Annotated in this window: 11 protein-coding genes; 3 read left to right on the top strand and 8 right to left on the bottom strand. The window is 61.8% G+C overall.

The features are described from left to right. Window positions 1-58 precede the first annotated feature (58 nt). From FBY02_RS12865 to glnE, 8 genes are all read right to left on the bottom strand, one after another. Window positions 59-1510, bottom strand: a complete 1452-nt coding sequence (locus tag FBY02_RS12865; protein WP_144928068.1) for a lipopolysaccharide kinase InaA family protein — start codon at window positions 1508-1510, stop codon at window positions 59-61. Continuing rightward, window positions 1510-2262 (bottom strand): lipopolysaccharide kinase InaA family protein, encoded by a 753-nt coding sequence (locus tag FBY02_RS12860; RefSeq protein WP_144928065.1) that lies wholly within the window; start codon window positions 2260-2262, stop codon window positions 1510-1512. Before FBY02_RS12860 ends, FBY02_RS12865 begins: the two co-directional genes overlap by 1 nt. After that, window positions 2259-2993, bottom strand: coding sequence for a lipopolysaccharide kinase InaA family protein (locus tag FBY02_RS12855; RefSeq protein ID WP_144928062.1), 735 nt, complete (start codon window positions 2991-2993; stop codon window positions 2259-2261). Before FBY02_RS12855 ends, FBY02_RS12860 begins: the two co-directional genes overlap by 4 nt. After that, on the bottom strand, window positions 2993-3799 hold the full coding sequence (gene rfaP, locus FBY02_RS12850; RefSeq protein ID WP_144928059.1) for a lipopolysaccharide core heptose(I) kinase RfaP: 807 nt from the start codon (window positions 3797-3799) through the stop codon (window positions 2993-2995). The genes FBY02_RS12855 and rfaP overlap by 1 nt, the downstream gene beginning before the upstream one ends. Then, complete coding sequence (locus FBY02_RS12845) at window positions 3799-4920, bottom strand: glycosyltransferase family 4 protein (protein ID WP_055127181.1); 1122 nt, start codon at window positions 4918-4920, stop codon at window positions 3799-3801. The genes rfaP and FBY02_RS12845 overlap by 1 nt, the downstream gene beginning before the upstream one ends. Continuing rightward, window positions 4920-5978 carry a lipopolysaccharide heptosyltransferase I gene (gene waaC / locus FBY02_RS12840; RefSeq protein ID WP_144928169.1) on the bottom strand — a complete coding sequence of 353 codons (1059 nt, stop codon included), beginning with the start codon at window positions 5976-5978 and terminating at the stop codon, window positions 4920-4922. The genes FBY02_RS12845 and waaC overlap by 1 nt, the downstream gene beginning before the upstream one ends. Window position 5979: 1 nt before the next feature. Then, complete coding sequence (gene waaF, locus FBY02_RS12835; protein WP_144928056.1) at window positions 5980-7014, bottom strand: lipopolysaccharide heptosyltransferase II; 1035 nt, start codon at window positions 7012-7014, stop codon at window positions 5980-5982. A 295-nt stretch (window positions 7015-7309) separates the two neighbouring features. Beyond that, on the bottom strand, window positions 7310-10249 hold the full coding sequence (gene glnE / locus FBY02_RS12825; RefSeq protein WP_144928050.1) for a bifunctional [glutamate--ammonia ligase]-adenylyl-L-tyrosine phosphorylase/[glutamate--ammonia-ligase] adenylyltransferase: 2940 nt from the start codon (window positions 10247-10249) through the stop codon (window positions 7310-7312). 383 nt (window positions 10250-10632) lie between these two features. Between glnE and aceE the strand changes: the two genes are divergently transcribed. The 3 genes from aceE (at window position 10633) to FBY02_RS12810 (ending at window position 16561) form a co-directional block, all read left to right on the top strand. Next, the gene (aceE, locus tag FBY02_RS12820; protein ID WP_144928048.1) at window positions 10633-13278 is read left to right on the top strand and encodes a pyruvate dehydrogenase (acetyl-transferring), homodimeric type; all 2646 of its coding nucleotides are present in this window, start codon (window positions 10633-10635) and stop codon (window positions 13276-13278) included. 11 nt (window positions 13279-13289) lie between these two features. Continuing rightward, window positions 13290-14921, top strand: a complete 1632-nt coding sequence (gene aceF, locus FBY02_RS12815; protein ID WP_144928045.1) for a dihydrolipoyllysine-residue acetyltransferase — start codon at window positions 13290-13292, stop codon at window positions 14919-14921. A 260-nt stretch (window positions 14922-15181) separates the two neighbouring features. Beyond that, window positions 15182-16561, top strand: a complete 1380-nt coding sequence (locus FBY02_RS12810) for an alkaline phosphatase D family protein (protein ID WP_144928042.1) — start codon at window positions 15182-15184, stop codon at window positions 16559-16561. Window positions 16562-16624 lie beyond the last annotated feature (63 nt).

Here is a 16624-nt window from a genome sequence, read left to right as displayed (position 1 = left end):
GAACACAAGAATCAGAACACCTACATTTTGATCCGTTAAAAGACGTGTCGCATAGGCATCACGCTGATGCCCGGACCTCTTTAGGCAGCCGCTGATCAATCACCCGATACAACGCACTGTCCTGCGGCCAATTGCGCATGAACCGCGCGCGATCACGGACGTAGGCCGGGGCGAAGCTGGCATGGGTGCGGTGCTGGCACATGGCGTCCAGATCGATCAGCGCCCAGCGGTCGTGCTGCCAGAACAGGTTGTGGCCTTTGAGGTCACCGTGGCTGATGCGCTCGCGGATCAGGTCGGCGAACAATCGCTCCAACGCCAGTAACTCGGGTTCGGGCGCCTCGCCGCTTTCCACGTAAGGGGCGAAGCGCTCGATGATGTCGGGGCCCGACAGATGCTCGGTCACCAGGTAGGCACCCCGACGCAGCCACAGGAAACGCTTTTCCAGCAACGCCAGGGGCTTGGGGGTGGCAATGCCGAGAAACGCCAGGCGATGACCTTCGCGCCAGGAATGCCAGGCACGACTGGGACGCCAGAAGCGCTTGAGCCAATGGGCGATGTTTTTGATGTTGTAGCGTTTGATGACCAGGGTACGGTCGTCCACCTCGACTTTGCCGACACTCGCCGCGCCACCGGTCTTGTACAAGTGGCCGTGGTCCAGCAAGGCATCCGCTCGCGCCAGCACCGGCACCATGGCCGCTTCTTCGTCACGCCGGATCGCCCGCAAGCCGAACGGCCCACGTTGCACACTGAACAGGCTGCATTCGCGCCCGACCTTCTCCATGAAGTCCTTCAAACGCCAGGTGTGCACCTTGTCGATCTGCTTTTGCAGCGCCTCCATGGGCAGCGCGTGCTCGGAGTTGGCCAGCAGATAATGCACCAGCAACTCTTCGGTGAACGGGGCTATGGACTTGGGTAACTGGGCGAAAAACACCCCAAGATTTTCCAGCACTTTCTGTCGCGACAATGGTTGCCCCGGCGTCTCGGCACGGATGCCGGCACCGTCGATCAAATAGAGTTCACCGTCGTGGCGAAGCAGGTTGTCCAAGTGCAAGTCTTCCTGCCACAAGCCTTTGCCATGCAGTTGCGCGACGGCCCCCAAGGCCTCGGCCAGCACCGCCGTTTGCTCATCAGCCAGCAGAGGCAGGTGCTCAACCTGTTTCCAGGCATCTCCCAGGCTTTCGGCGCCTTCGAGAAACTCGAACAGCAACCAGCCGCCCTCGCCATCTTTCAGGCCGTCGGCCAACAACATCGGCGTCGTCAAACCCTGTTCCGCCAGCAGGCGCACGCCTTGCAGCTCGCGCTGGAAATGCCGGGCTGCCTTGCTACCGACCAGCAATTTGGCCAGCACCGGCCGACCACGCCAGATGCCCGCCCCGACATAGCGCTGCCCCGGCAACACCCGTAACAGCGACAGCAACTGCAATTGCGCCGGGCCGGCGGCGTCGGCCAGCTCCAGGCTCAATGGCAGGCTGGGGCTTCGGCCGGCATTTTTCAATTCGGACAAATGCATCAACGAGCTTCCTTGTGACTGCGCCGGGCGACCAGGCGGGTCAACCAGCGATCGACCAGAACGGCGTCCGGTGGCTGGTCCAGATAGATAGCCAACAACTGGCGAACCTCGCTTTCATTCCAGACTGACGCGCGACGCAGCAAAGGCTCAAGATCCTTGACCCTGTCGCGCTGACCGAACAGCAGCGGGCGGGTCTTCTCCAGGTCGATCAACTGCGCCTGATAACCCTTGGCAGTTGCTTGCAGAAAGATGTGCTTGGGGTAAAAGCAACCATGAACCTGATGCATGCCGTGCAGGCGCCGCGCCAATAGACCGCAGGCTTCCAGGACGGTAGAACGCTGTGCCACCGTCAGCTGCGGCCAGTCTTGCAACAGCGAGTCCAGGTCATCCCAGCCATCCAGGGCCCGCGTCAGCAGGATCGCCCGCACTTCGCCGTCGATCTTGCGCTGGCCGTAGAACACCGCTTGCAGGGCCGGAATCCCCAACTGGCGATAACGGCTGATGTTGCGAAACTCCCGGGAAAAACTCGGCTCACCGAAGGGGTGGGATAAGGTTCGCGTCAGGTAATTGCTCTGGCGCTTGAGGTAATAGCCCCGCCCTTCCAGTTCCAGCCGGAACACGCTGCTCCAGCCGTCTCCCGAGGTATTGGGTTCGTCCACCGCGTCCAGTTGCCGAGCCCACAAGGCGTCGAAACTGTCCAGCCCGTGGCGCTCCAGCAATGGCCGGTCTTCAGCGGCCAGGAAATCAGTCATTCACGTCCCTCGAAAAATCTCACCACGTGACGAATGCGTTTCTTGTCGCACGTATCGAGTCGGTCGCGCTGGCGGTATTGCAGGTAGAAACGCAGGCGCTGGGTGGCCGACAAGTGATACTTGGCGACTTTGTCCAGGCACGCCAGGTCCTTGGTGATGCGGTACTTGAGCCAGAAGCCACGCCAGAAATCACCGTTCGGGCAGTCGATCAGGAACAGCCGCGACTGGTCGTCGACCAGTAGATTTCGCCATTTCAGGTCGTTATGGGTGAAACGGTGTTCATGCATGGTCCGGGTGTAGCCGGCCAGTTGCCGACTCACTCCATCGACCCAGGCGCGGTCAGCCAGCCGCAGGTCGTGATGCTCGGCCAGGGCCGAGAGGTCTTCGGTATGGGGCAGTTCGCGGGTGATCAACGCTCCCCGTGCATAGGCCGCGCCGTGACGTTCCAGGCCCCATGCCACGACCTCGGCCGTGGGAATGCCCCACTTGGCGAAACGCTTGAGGTTCTGCCATTCGGACTTGACCCGCGGCTTGCCCAGGTAACGGCGCAAGCCTTTGCCAGCCCCGACGTAGCGCTTGACGTAATAGTTCACACCATTGCGCTGTACCCGGATCACCTCCGACAATGGGTCACGGGTCAGGCGCTCCCCTTGCAGGGCAAACACCGCGTCGAGACTGCCGAAATCCTGCGCCAGCTCGGCGTAGGCCGGTTCCAGTGTCCAGCCCGACATCAGAGCGCATCCCCGTATCGTTGTTTACGGGCATAGAGCTTGTTGGCCTTGGCTTCGAGCCAACTCAACAAGGTGGCCTCCTGCACCAGGATCCGGCGCAGCGGCTGCTGGAAATAGCCCTTCAGGAAGCGCAGCTTGTCGCGACGGGTCAGACCGATATCCAGTGCCGAGAAATACAGCGCAGCCAAGTCTTTGTTGCGCCAGCGGGTGGTGATGGCCGGACGGGTCTGGGCGCGGTGCAGGTCGATCACCGAGAGCTTGAAATCCTCTGGGGTCACCGGTTTGTCGGTGTGCAGCAGAAAATGGCAGATGTAGCAGTCGCGATGGTTGACCCCGGCGCGGTGCATCATGCCGGTCATGCGTGCTACTTCGGCGATCAGAGCCCGCTTGAGTGCCGGTTGCGGCGGATGCTTGACCCAGTCGATGCTGAAGTCTTCAAGGCTGATGGTCGGCGCCAGTTCTTCGGTGACGATGAAAGAATGCTGGTCCGCCGGATTCTGGCCCTTTTCGCCATACGCAACGGCGGTCATGGTCGGCACGCCGACTTCCTGCAGGCGCTGGATGGCTTTCCACTCCTGCCCCGCACCGAGGACAGGCAGCTTGGCGGTGACCAGGTTCTTGACGATCTCGCCCCAACCGATGCCCCGGTGGATCTTCACGAAAAAGCCGCGCCCGTCCACCTCCGTGCGCAAGGTGCGCCGGGCTTCCAGTTCACGATAGACCTCGCCCTTGAGCGCTTCGACTTCAGCGAACGCATCGCGCCCGGCCCAAAGGCTCTTGAACGGTTCGGCCAGCATCAATTTCATTACGGGTGCTCCGCCAATATCACATCGGCCGCGTGCTGCGGCATGCTGTAGAGGTCAGCCGTTTCAGCGAAGGCCAGACCATTGCGGCTCCAGGCCGCCCGCGCATCGGCATCCCCCAGCATTCGCTCCAGGTACTCGGTGAGCTGCGCCTGTTCGAACGGTTCGTCCAGCACCAGCCCACTGTCAGCCTCGGCAATGTAATGAGCGTACCCGCACACCGCGCTGACCAGGACCGGCAGCCCGGCCACCAGCGCTTCGAGCAGCACGGTGCCGGTATTCTCGTTGTACGCCGGATGGATCAACAGGTCGGCGCCCAGGAGGAACCGCGGGATATCGCTGCGCCCCTTGAGGAACCGCACGTTGTCACCGAGCCCCAACGCGGCGCTCTGCAATTGGAATACCTTGGGGTCATCCTGACCGATTACAAACAGCCGGGTACGTTTCTTCAGTTCGGCAGGCAGTGCGGCGAGCGCCTTCAGGCTGCGATCCACGCCCTTGGTCTTGAACCCGGAGCCGATCTGCACCAATAACAGATCGTCATCGGCCAGCTCGAACTCGGCACGGAACGCGGCACGGATCGCATCGGCATCGGCGGGTCGGCGACGGTCCTGGGCGATGCCCGGCGGCAACAGGTGGAAGCGCTCCAGCGGCGTGCCGTAATGCTTGATGAACAGCGGCTGCTGGACTTCGGAAATCATCAGCACGTCGGTCTTGGCATCCCTGGCGAACACCGCTCGCTCGTACTCGGCGAAATGCCGGTAGCGACCCCAGCGCCGATACAGGGAATTGCGCAGGGTCTGCGCCTTGTCCTCGAAACAACCGTCGGCGGCGTAATACACGTCCAGGCCAGGCATCTTGTTGAAGCCGATCAGACGGTCCACCGGGCGCTTGGCCAGGTCGGCTTCCATCCACGCACTGAGTTTCTCGTTGCGACGATGATTGAACAGCGCCTTGACCGGCGCCACCAGCACTTCGAAGCCCGGCGGGACGTCACCTTCCCAGATCAGCGTATAGACACGGATCTGATGACCACGCCGCTGGCATTCCAGGGCGATGCGCATGAAGTCACGCTGCAGGCCGCCGAAGGGAAAGTACTTATAAAGGACAAAAGCCAATTGCATCAGCGCGGCTCCTCAGCCAATAACGTGCTCAGGTGGCTGGCAACACGCTCGGGGTTCAGTCGCGTAAAGCACAAAGGCTGCTCGCGTTTCAGGTCAAACCGACGGGCATCTTCGGCGGTCGGCGGATAAGTGCATTGTTTCTGCATGCAGGGCGCGCAGGGGAAATCGCTGGCGAGATGGATCTGGCCCTTGCCATAGGCGCCGGTCAATACCGGGTTGGTGGGGCCGAGCAGCGAAATGGTCGGCACGTCCAGGGCGGCGGCCAGATGACCAAGGCCAGTGTCCACCGCCACACAGGCCTGGGCGCCGGCCAGCACCTTGCCCATCCCGCCCAGGTTCAGTTTGGGCAGCACCAGGGCGTTGCGCAGCCCTTTGGCGATACGTTCGGCCCGGGCTTTTTCCTGTGGGTTCCCCCACGGCAACTTCACTACCACGCCGAACTGGCCCATGCGCTCGGTGAGCTGGCGCCAATACAGCTCCGGCCAGTGCTTGGATTCCCAGGTCGTGCCATGCAGGAATACCACATAAGGATAGGCACGCGGCAACTCCACCAGACGATCGACATTCAAGCCATAGTTGCCCAGGCTCTGAGGCAAGTCGTAGCCCAGCGCCACGGCGAACAATTGTCGCACGCGCTCTACCGCATGCTGACCACGCGCCACCGCCAGGCGACGGGAATAGAAGCGCGCCGCCAGGGGTTCGCGAGCCGAATTCTTATCCAGGCCAGCCACCGGCGCCTTGACGTAGCGGGTCAGCCAGGCGCTTTTCAGCAAGCCCTGGGCATCGATCACCAGGTCATACCGTTCGGCACGCATGCTCTGTTTGAAGCGTCGCCACTCGCCGCTCTTGATGGTTTGCCAGAGGTGCTTGCGCCAGCGACGGATCGCCACCGGGATGACCTTGCCCACGGCCGGGTGCCAGGTCGGGATCTCGGCGAAACCTTCTTCCACCACCCAATCGAAGCGGATACCGGGAATCGCCCGCGCCGCGTCGGTCAACGCCGGCAGCGTGTGAACCACATCGCCCAGCGAAGAGGTCTTGATCAGCAATACCCGCAACTTACCGGACCTCCACGGGGGTGCCTTGCAAACGTGCCAGGGCATCGTTCACCAACGGCGGCATGAGCTGACGCAGGCAATTGTAATGACCGAAGCGGCAGGTACGGTCGAAGCACGGGCTACACTCGATGCCCAGGCGCACGACTTCGACCTTGTCGGCCAGCGGCGGCGTAAAGCCCGGCGAGGTGGAGCCGTAGACGGCCACCAACGGACGGTTCAGGGCCGCGGCCACGTGCATCAGCCCGGAATCGTTGGACACCACCGAATCGGCGCAGGACAACAGGTCGATAGCCTCCGCCAGGGAGGTGTCACCACTGAGGTTTACCGACTCTTCCCGCAGGCCCGGAATCAGCCGCGAGCGGATATCTTCGCCCACCGAGTGATCGTTTTTCGAACCGAACAACCAGACTTGCCAGCCTTCGCGGATCTTCGCTTCGGCCACCTGGGCGTAATGATCCGCCGGCCAACGCTTGGACTCACCGAACTCGGCACCGGGGCACAGTGCCAACACCGGGCGGTCCAGGCTCAGGCCGAACTTGGCCAGCGCCGCTTCGCGGGTCACCGGGTCAATCTGCAGATCGGGGCGTGGGTAGGGCTTGGGCAACTCGGCACCCGGCGCATAGGCCAGGGCCATGAAACGCTCGATCATCAGCGGATAGCGGTCTTTGTCCAGCGTGCGCACATCGTTGAGCAGGCCATAGCGGAACTCGCCGCGCCAGCCGGTACGCTTGGGGATGCCGGCGAAGAACGGCACCAATGCGGACTTCAACGAGTTGGGCAACAGGATCGCCTGGTCATATTGACCGGCCAAGGACTTGCCGATGCGTCGACGGGTCGCCAGCTCCAGCGCACCGTGACCGAGCGGAAAGCTCAAGGCTTTGCGTACTTGCGGCATGCGTTCCAGGATCGGCCGGCTCCACTCGGGCGCCAGGACGTCGATCTCGCATTGCGGGTGAAGCTGTTTCAGACACTGGAACAATGTCTGCGCCATCACCATGTCACCGACCCAACTGGGCCCAACGATCAGAATATTCATGTGCTTTCCAAAAACGATACGGGGAGGCCTACGCCTCCCCGCCTAAAACACTGCAACCCACTGTGGGAGCGGGCTTGCTCGCGAAAGGGCCATCACATCCAACATATGCGCTGCCTGACATTGCGCTATCGCGAGCAGGCTCGCTCCCACAAGGGCGCTTCATTCGTTCCAAACCCGGTGCTGCACCGCAAATCCAACTGTGGGAGCGAGCCTGCTCGCGATGAGGCCGGCACTCTCGACATCACTGCCGCCTGACACTCCGCTTTCGCGAGCAGGCTTGCTCCCACATCAATACTCAACTCAATCCCAGCTCACGCCAGATCCGCAGCACCTGTCGGCGCTCATCCACGAATTGATCGCCGGTGATCACCCCGGCCTCTTTTTGCAGGGCCTGGCGATGGGCGGCGGAGCGGTAGGCTTTATAAGCCTCGCGCAGCAGGGTGGCATCTTCGGGCGGCATCAGGCCAACCTCTTGCAACCCCTCCAGGATGCGGATGTTATCGGTGTAGCGCGCCAGCGAGGGGTGTTCCTCGGACCACGCCAGGGCCGCGTATTGCACCATAAATTCAATATCGACGATACCTCCCGCGTCCTGTTTGAGGTCGAAGGGCGCCGTGGCCTCGAAAGCGTTTGGTGCGGTCCCGGCGGCCGTGGCCTTGCTGCCAAGGTTGTCGCGCATCTTGGCCCGCATCTCACTGACCTCCTGGCGCAACGTTGGCAGGTCGCGTTTGCGTCCCAACACCTGGGCCCGGACTTTCTCGAAGGCCTGGCCCACATCCTGGCTACCCACCAACACTCGGGCCCGCACGAGCGCCTGGTGCTCCCAGGTCCAGGCTTCATTCTCCTGGTAGCGGGCAAATGCCCCAAGCGAACTGACCAGCAATCCCGACGCCCCCGACGGCCGCAGGCGCATGTCCACTTCATATAGCTGCCCGGAGTTGGTCTGGGCCGTCAGCAAATGGATGATCCGTTGGCCGAGCCGGGTAAAGAACTGCGCGCCGTCGATGGGTTTTGGCCCGTCGGTTTCCGCTTGGGGGTCGCCGTCATGGATGAACACCAGGTCCAGGTCGGAACCATGCCCCAATTCCAGGCCGCCGACTTTTCCATAACCGACAATAATGAAGCCCGGATCGCACAGGCTGCCGTTCGTGCGCAACGGTACGCCATGCTTGGCCGCCGTCTGGCGCCAGGCCAGGGCCAGGACTTGTTCGAGGATCGCCTCGGCCAGCCAGGTCAGGTAATCGCTGACCTTCATCAGCGGCAGGCTGCCGGCGATTTCCGACGCGGCCACCCGCAGCCGGTGCGCCAGTTTGAAATGCCGCAGGGCTTCCATCTGCTGCTCCAGGTCATCCTCCGGAATGCGCGTCAGGCGTTCGCGCAACTCCGCCGCCAGCTCTGGCGCCAAGGGCGGCTTGAATAAACGGCCTTCATTGAGCAACTCGTCCAGCAGCAAGGGGAAACGGGTGATCTGCTCAGCGATCCACGGGCTTGCCGCGCACAGCGTCAGCAAGCGCCGCAGGGCGCCGGGGTTTTCCGTCAGCAGCACCAGATAGGCCGAGCGACGGGCCACCGCCTCCACCAGGGGCAATACCCGCTCTAGCACCAGGTCTGGGTCGGCATGCTCCACCGCCTGGGCCAGCAGGCGCGGAATGAATGCATCCAGGCGCTCACGCCCCAGACGCTGCATGGCGCGCAGTTGCGGGCTGGTACGCAGCACGGCCAGCGCCTTCAGCGCCTTGGGCGCATCGACGAAACCACCCTCCTGCAACTGGCGGCACGCGGCCTCTTCATCCTGGCTGTCTTCCCACAACGGCAGCCATTCGCCGCCCACCACCACTTCGCTTTCGCCGCCCTCTTCCTCATCCGGATCGGCGATGACCTGGCCAAAATGCCAGGCCACCCGTCCACGCCAATACATCAATTGCTCGTGGAACGCCGCCCAGTCGGCAAAGCCCAGCATGAATGCAATGCGCGCCTGGTCCTGGGGACTGTCCGGCAGCATCTGGGTCTGGCGATCGGCAATGGCCTGGATTGCATGTTCGGTATAACGCAGGAATTCATAGCCCTGGCGCAGCTCGTCGATCACCTTGGCGGGCAGATAACCCTGGCCTTCCAGGGTGCCCAGTACTTTCAGCAGTGGCCGCTGTTGCAGGCTCAGGTCACGCCCGCCATGGATCAACTGGAATGCCTGGGCGATGAACTCCACTTCACGGATACCGCCCGCCCCCAGCTTGATATTGTCGGCCATGCCTTTGCGCCGCACTTCCTGCTGGATCAGCTGTTTCATGGTGCGCAGCGCTTCGATCGCGGAAAAATCCAGGTAACGGCGATAAACGAACGGACGCAACATATCGAGCAACTGTGCACCCGCCACCTGGTCGCCCGCCACCACCCGCGCCTTGATCATCGCGTAGCGTTCCCAGTCGCGCCCCTGGTCCTGATAATACTGCTCCAGGGCATTGAAGCTCAGCACCAGCGCACCGGCCGAGCCATAGGGACGCAGGCGCATGTCGACGCGGAACACGAAACCGTCGACGGTCATGGGATCCAGGGCCTTGATCAGGCGCTGGCCAACGCGGATGAAGAACTCCTGATTATCCAGAGGTCGCTTCACACCAACGGTTTCACCGCCCTCGGGGTAGGCGAAAATCAGGTCGATGTCCGAAGACAGGTTCAACTCCACCGCGCCCAGCTTGCCCATGCCCAGGATGACCATGTGCTGCGCGGCGCCGCTGCGCCGGCCGGTGGGCGTGCCGAATTGTTGGCTAAGACGCAGGTACAGCCATTGGTAGGCCTGGTCGATGCAGGTATCGGCCATGTCCGAAAGATCGCGACAGGTCTGGACGAGATCGGCCTTGCGGTTCAGGTCGCGCCAGATGATCCGCACCTGCTGGCGGGTCCGCTGGCGGCGCAGAACTCGCCCCAATTCATCCTCGCTCTCGGCGGCCTGCACCGCAGCGCCGATCTGCGCGCACATTTCGCCGGCGGTCAGGCTGCGGTCCAGTTCGCCACTGCGCACCAGTTCCAGTAGCATCGAAGGGTCGCGCAGGCTCTGCTCGATGACAAAATCACTGGCGGCCGCGACGCGATGGAACTCCTTCCAGCGCTCAGGCGTCCAGGCGCAAAGGCCGAGGTCGTCGTCCAGCAAGGCAACCGCCGCACGGAACGACTGCTCGGCACGGCTGACCAATGACTGGAGAATGGCCGGTATTTCGGCAAGCAGGGGCAGGCTCATGGTCTATCCTTGATCGGCGCGGGAAAGGCTGGATGTAGTGTTTTTTCAAAAGCCACTACCTGATTGACTGTCGAACAAAGATGATAAATAGCTGAAAATCTGATTTTATTGGCAGCCGACATCAAGTTTTTACCTGTTCGAGTTAGCAAAAGACCAACAGTAACGATTATTCTCACAACGGAACGAGAGGCTAAAAGCCTTTCATGTGTAGTTTTACTACTCGTCTATACATCCGAAAGGCTGAAACAGCCGACGATTTGTAGTAAAACTACACGCCGCCGAAACAACCTTCGGCAATCCAAGAATTTTATACCGTCTGCCCACAAGGCCAGTCGCAAACTCAGGCAACCGATTCTGGTAGCCTTTCCGCCCTGGAGCAAGCCATGCAAGACCTCGATCCCGTCGAAACCCAGGAATGGCTGGACGCCCTGGAATCGGTTCTCGACAAAGAAGGCGAAGACCGTGCTCATTATCTGATGACCCGTATGGGCGAACTCGCAACCCGCAGCGGTTCGCAACTGCCCTACGCCATCACCACGCCGTACCGCAACACGATCCCTGTTACCCACGAAGCACGCATGCCTGGCGACCTGTTCATGGAACGCCGCATTCGCTCGCTGGTACGCTGGAACGCGTTGGCCATGGTCATGCGCACCAACCTGAAAGATTCTGACCTGGGCGGTCACATCTCCAGTTTCGCTTCCAGCGCGACGCTGTATGACATCGGCTTCAACTACTTCTTCCAGGCCCCGACCGACGAACACGGCGGCGACCTGATCTACTTCCAGGGTCACGCATCGCCAGGCGTCTACGCCCGTGCGTTCATGGAAGGTCGTATCTCCGAAGATCAGATGAACAATTTCCGCCAGGAAGTGGACGGCAACGGCCTGTCTTCGTACCCGCACCCTTGGCTGATGCCTGACTTCTGGCAGTTCCCAACTGTTTCGATGGGCCTGGGCCCGATCCAGGCGATCTACCAGGCGCGCTTCATGAAGTACCTGGAAGCCCGCGGCTTCATCCAGCCGGGCAAGCAGAAAGTCTGGTGTTTCATGGGCGACGGCGAGTGCGACGAGCCGGAATCCCTGGGGGCGATCTCCCTGGCCGGCCGCGAGAAGCTGGACAACCTGATTTTCGTCATCAACTGCAACCTGCAGCGCCTCGACGGCCCGGTTCGCGGCAACGGCAAGATCATCCAGGAACTCGAAGGCGTGTTCCGTGGCGCCCAGTGGAACGTCAACAAAGTCATCTGGGGCCGTTTCTGGGACCCACTGCTGGCCAAGGACGTCGACGGTATCCTGCAACGTCGCATGGACGAAGTCATCGACGGCGAATACCAGAACTACAAGGCCAAGGACGGCGCGTTCGTCCGCGAGCACTTCTTCAACACGCCTGAACTCAAGGCCATGGTTGCCGATCTGTCCGACGACGAGATCTGGAAACTCAACCGTGGCGGCCACGACCCGTACAAGGTCTACGCGGCGTACCACCAGGCGGTCAACCACAAGGAACAGCCGACCGTCATCCTGGCCAAGACCATCAAGGGTTATGGCACCGGTGCCGGCGAAGCGAAGAACACCGCGCACAACACCAAGAAAGTCGATGTCGACAGCCTGAAGCTGTTCCGCGATCGCTTCGACATTCCGGTGAAAGACAGCGAGCTGGAAAACCTGCCGTTCTTCAAGCCCGAGGAAGGCAGTGCCGAGGCCCGTTACCTGGCCGAGCGCCGTGCCGCACTGGGCGGTTTCGTACCGCAGCGTCGCGCCAAGAGCTTCAGCGTTCCGACCCCGCCACTGGAAACCCTCAAGGCGATCCTGGACGGCTCGGGCGACCGTGAAATCTCCACCACCATGGCTTTCGTGCGGATCCTCGCGCAATTGGTCAAGGACAAGGAAATCGGCCAGCGCATCGTCCCGATCATCCCGGACGAAGCCCGTACCTTCGGTATGGAAGGCATGTTCCGCCAACTGGGCATCTACTCGTCCGTGGGCCAGCTCTACGAGCCAGTCGATAAAGACCAGGTGATGTTCTACCGCGAAGACAAGAAAGGCCAGATCCTCGAAGAAGGCATCAACGAAGCGGGCGCCATGAGCTCCTTCATTGCCGCCGGTACTTCGTACTCCAGCCACAACCAGCCGATGCTGCCGTTCTACATCTTCTACTCGATGTTCGGCTTCCAGCGTATCGGCGACCTGGCCTGGGCCGCTGGCGACAGCCGTACCCGTGGCTTCCTGATCGGCGGCACCGCCGGCCGGACCACGCTGAACGGCGAAGGCCTGCAGCACGAAGACGGTCACAGCCACATGCTGGCCGGGACCATCCCGAACTGCCGCACCTACGATCCGACCTACGGCTACGAGCTGGCGGTGATCATCCAGGACGGCATGAAGAAGATGACCGAAGAGCAACAGGACGTCTTCTACTACATCACCGTGATGAACGAGTCCTACCAGCAGCCAGCCATGCCGGCCGGTGTAGAGGCGGGCATTGTCAAGGGTATGTACCTGCTCGAGGAAGACACCCGCGAAGCCGCTCACCACGTCCAGCTGATGGGCTCCGGCACCATCCTGCGCGAAGTGCGTGAAGCGGCGAAGATCCTGCGTGAAGAGTTCAACATCGGCGCCGATGTCTGGAGCGTGACCAGCTTCAACGAACTGCGTCGCGACGGCCTGGCCGTAGAGCGCAGCAACCGTCTGCACCCTGGCCAGAAGCCGAAACTGAGCTATGTCGAAGAGTGCCTGAACGGCCGTAAAGGTCCGGTCATCGCCTCCACCGACTACATGAAGCTGTTTGCCGAGCAGATCCGCCAGTGGGTTCCATCCAAGGAATTCAAGGTGCTGGGCACTGACGGTTTCGGCCGTAGCGACAGCCGCAAGAAGCTGCGTCACTTCTTCGAAGTCGACCGTAAGTTCGTTGTGTTGGCAGCCCTGGAAGCCCTGGCTGACCGTGGCGATATCGAACCAAAAGTGGTGGCAGAGGCCATCGCCAAGTTCGGCATCGATCCGGAAAAACGCAACCCACTGGACTGCTGAGGAGAATTTCCGTGAGCGAACTCATTCGCGTACCTGACATCGGCAGCGGTGAAGGTGAAGTAATTGAACTGTTTGTGAAGGTCGGCGACCGTATCGAAGCCGACCAGAGCATCCTGACGCTTGAGTCGGACAAGGCCAGCATGGAAGTGCCTGCGCCGAAGGCCGGCGTCATCAAGAGCCTGAAAGTGAAGCTGGGCGATCGCCTGAAAGAAGGCGACGAATTGCTGGAGCTGGAAGTCGAAGGCGCCGCTGCGGCGCCTGAAGCAGCGGCTCCTGCGGCTGCCCCGGCGCCGGCTGAAAAGCCTGCTGCCGCCCCGGCTGCCGAAGCCGCTCCGGTTCCGGCCGCTGCGCCTGCCGCCACCGTCCAGGACATCCATGTCCCGGACATCGGTTCGTCAGGCAAGGCCAAGATCATCGAAGTGCTGGTCAAGACCGGCGACACCGTCGAAGCCGACCAGTCGCTGATCACCCTGGAATCCGACAAGGCCAGCATGGAAATCCCGTCGCCGGCCGCCGGCGTGGTGGAAAGCGTCGAGATCAAGCTGGAAGACGAAGTCGGCACCGGTGACCTGATCCTGAAGCTGAAAGTGGCTGGCGCCGCCGCGCCTGCCGCGCCAGCTCCTGCTGCTGCACCAGCCAAGGCTGAAGCCGCGCCGGCTCCGGCTGCCGCGCCTGCCGCCAAGGCCGAGGCCGCTCCAGCCCCTGCCGCCGCACCGGCACCAAGCGGTGCCAAGGTCCACGCCGGCCCTGCGGTACGTCAGTTGGCCCGCGAGTTCGGCGTCGAGCTGTCCGCCGTCAGCCCGAGTGGCCCACACGGTCGCGTGCTGAAGGAAGATGTGCAGGCCTACGTCAAGGCCATGATGCAGAAGGCCAAGAACGCACCGGCCGAAGGCGCTACCGGCGGCGCGGGCATCCCGCCGATCCCGGCGGTGGACTTCAGCCGTTTCGGCGAAACCGAAGAAGTGGCCATGACTCGCCTGATGCAGATCGGCGCGTCGAGCCTGCACCGCAGCTGGCTGAACATTCCGCACGTAACGCAGTTCGACCAGGCCGACATCACCGAGCTGGAAGCCTTCCGCGTCGCGCAGAAAGCCGTAGCCGAGAAGGCCGGCGTGAAGCTGACCGTGCTGCCGTTGCTGCTCAAGGCCTGTGCGCACCTGCTCAAGGAGTTGCCGGACTTCAACAGCTCCCTGGCGCCAAGCGGCAAGGCGGTGATCCGCAAGAAATACGTGCACATCGGCTTTGCCGTCGACACCCCGGAAGGCCTGCTGGTACCGGTCATCCGCAACGTCGACCAGAAGAGCCTGCTGCAACTGGCTGGCGAAGCCGCTGCCTTGGCCGAAAAAGCCCGGAACAAGAAGCTCACCGCCGACGACATGCAGGGTGCCTGCTTCACCATCTCCAGCCTTGGCCACATTGGTGGCACCGGCTTCACGCCGATCGTCAACGCGCCGGAAGTGGCGATCCTGGGTGTTTCCAAGGCCACCATCCAGCCGGTCTGGGACGGTAAAGCCTTCCAGCCCAAGCTGATGCTGCCGCTGTCGCTGTCCTACGATCACCGCGTGATCAACGGTGCCGCCGCAGCACGCTTCACCAAGCGTCTGAGTGACTTGCTGGGCGACATTCGCACCATCCTGCTGTAAACCGGATGGCCCTCCTTACGGAGGGCCGACCGAACCGCTGTTTTCCGAGCCACGCTCGTACCTCAACCCCGCCAATGGCGGGGCTTTTTTTTGCCTGCCATCCGACAACCCCTCGCCACAGGATTGAAGTCCTACGCCAAGCGAAGTCGTTTCCCACAATCTCCGTCCCCTCCCCTCTGAATCTTCATCGCGCCTCGGGCCTTAGCATGGCTCTGGGGCAACAGCTCCAGGCTTCGCTGAATTTTCGAATGGACTCGAACATGTTCAAACCTACCGTCGGCCCGATTGTCGGCCACACCACGACCGATCACGCACGCATTTTCCTGCGCGGCGACAAAGACCCCAGGCTTGCGGTATTCGCCGGACTTCGCTACAGGCGCCAGGGGGACACGCGATGGACGAATGAGCATCTCATCCAGTTGCATGCCCATCGCGACATGACCGATGTGATCATTTTAAGAAACCTGCAAGCCGGCACCGTCTATGAATACCAGGCCGGCTGGTTCACCGCGCCTCACACAACCACCCCGGAACCGTTGCAGCAATGGCCCGGGGACATCCATCGGTTGCGCACCCCGTCGGCGGAAACCGGCACTTCACACGCTTATATCGTGGGTTCTTGCCGATATCTGCGAATCACCGCCGGCGTCCCTACAGCCCCCGAACTCGGCGACCGTACGTTCGCCGGCATCCAGCGCATCGTCGATCAGGCCAATCCGCCAATCAGCGGTCTAGTGATGGCGGGGGACCAGGTTTATCTCGACGACTTGAACATTGTGGCCCCGGACCGAACCTACAAAGACATCCTGTTCAAGTACCGCACGGTCTTTTCCCAGCCCCACATCAGCGGGTTGATGTCCTCCGTACCGACCTACATGATCCTCGACGACCATGAGATCGAAGACAACTGGCCGGCCAACAGACAAGTCGATGACGACATCCTCTACGCCAACGCCATGAGCGCTTACGAACTCTATCAAGCCAGTCATAGTCCGGCCCGCGAACTCTCAAGCGACGGCGTATTGAACAGGTCGCTGCCGCATTACTGGTATCAGTTCGCTCACGGCGACATCGAATGGTTCGTCACTGACAGCCGGACACGACGCAACGTGTCGGTGGCCGACCGGCGCATCCTGGATATCGAGCAGGAGCGGTCGCTGCTCGAATGGCTGGTGAACAGCACCGCCCGGGTCAAATTCATCGTCACCAGCGTCATGTTCTACCCCGACCGCGCATTCGATGATGGCGACGCCTGGCAGGCCTTCCCGCAACAGCGCCTGCGACTGCTGGAGTGCATTCGTCGCCATGGGGTAAAGAACGTGATCTTCGTATCCGGTGACGTTCATGGCTCCATGACCAGCCGACTCTGTCACAGCCAGGACTCCGACTTCCAGGTGCATGCCATCGTTGCCTCGCCGTTTTGCAACAGCGCACTGCTGCCTTATGCCAGCGCGTCGGATTTTATTTTCAAGCCACCCATGGCCCGGACCGAAAACGGTGACTATCACTATGAGCTGACCAGCACAGTGATCAGCCAGGACAACTTCGCACACCTGCATGTCGCGAGCCAGAGCCTTCACGTGACCTTTCACGACCGCGACGGGTATCCTCTGCAGGTGGTTGATATCCCGTTGCGCTGACGAACGGTAGCCTCCGCCAAGCCCTCTAATCGGCTGGCGACTGGAGAAATCCGCTTGTCGGTC

The sequence above is a fragment of the Pseudomonas sp. SJZ078 genome (assembly GCF_007828255.1).
Taxonomy (GTDB): Bacteria; Pseudomonadota; Gammaproteobacteria; order Pseudomonadales; family Pseudomonadaceae; genus Aquipseudomonas.
Note: the sequence above shows the minus strand (reverse complement) of the source record. Positions and strands in the feature narration are given on the sequence as shown.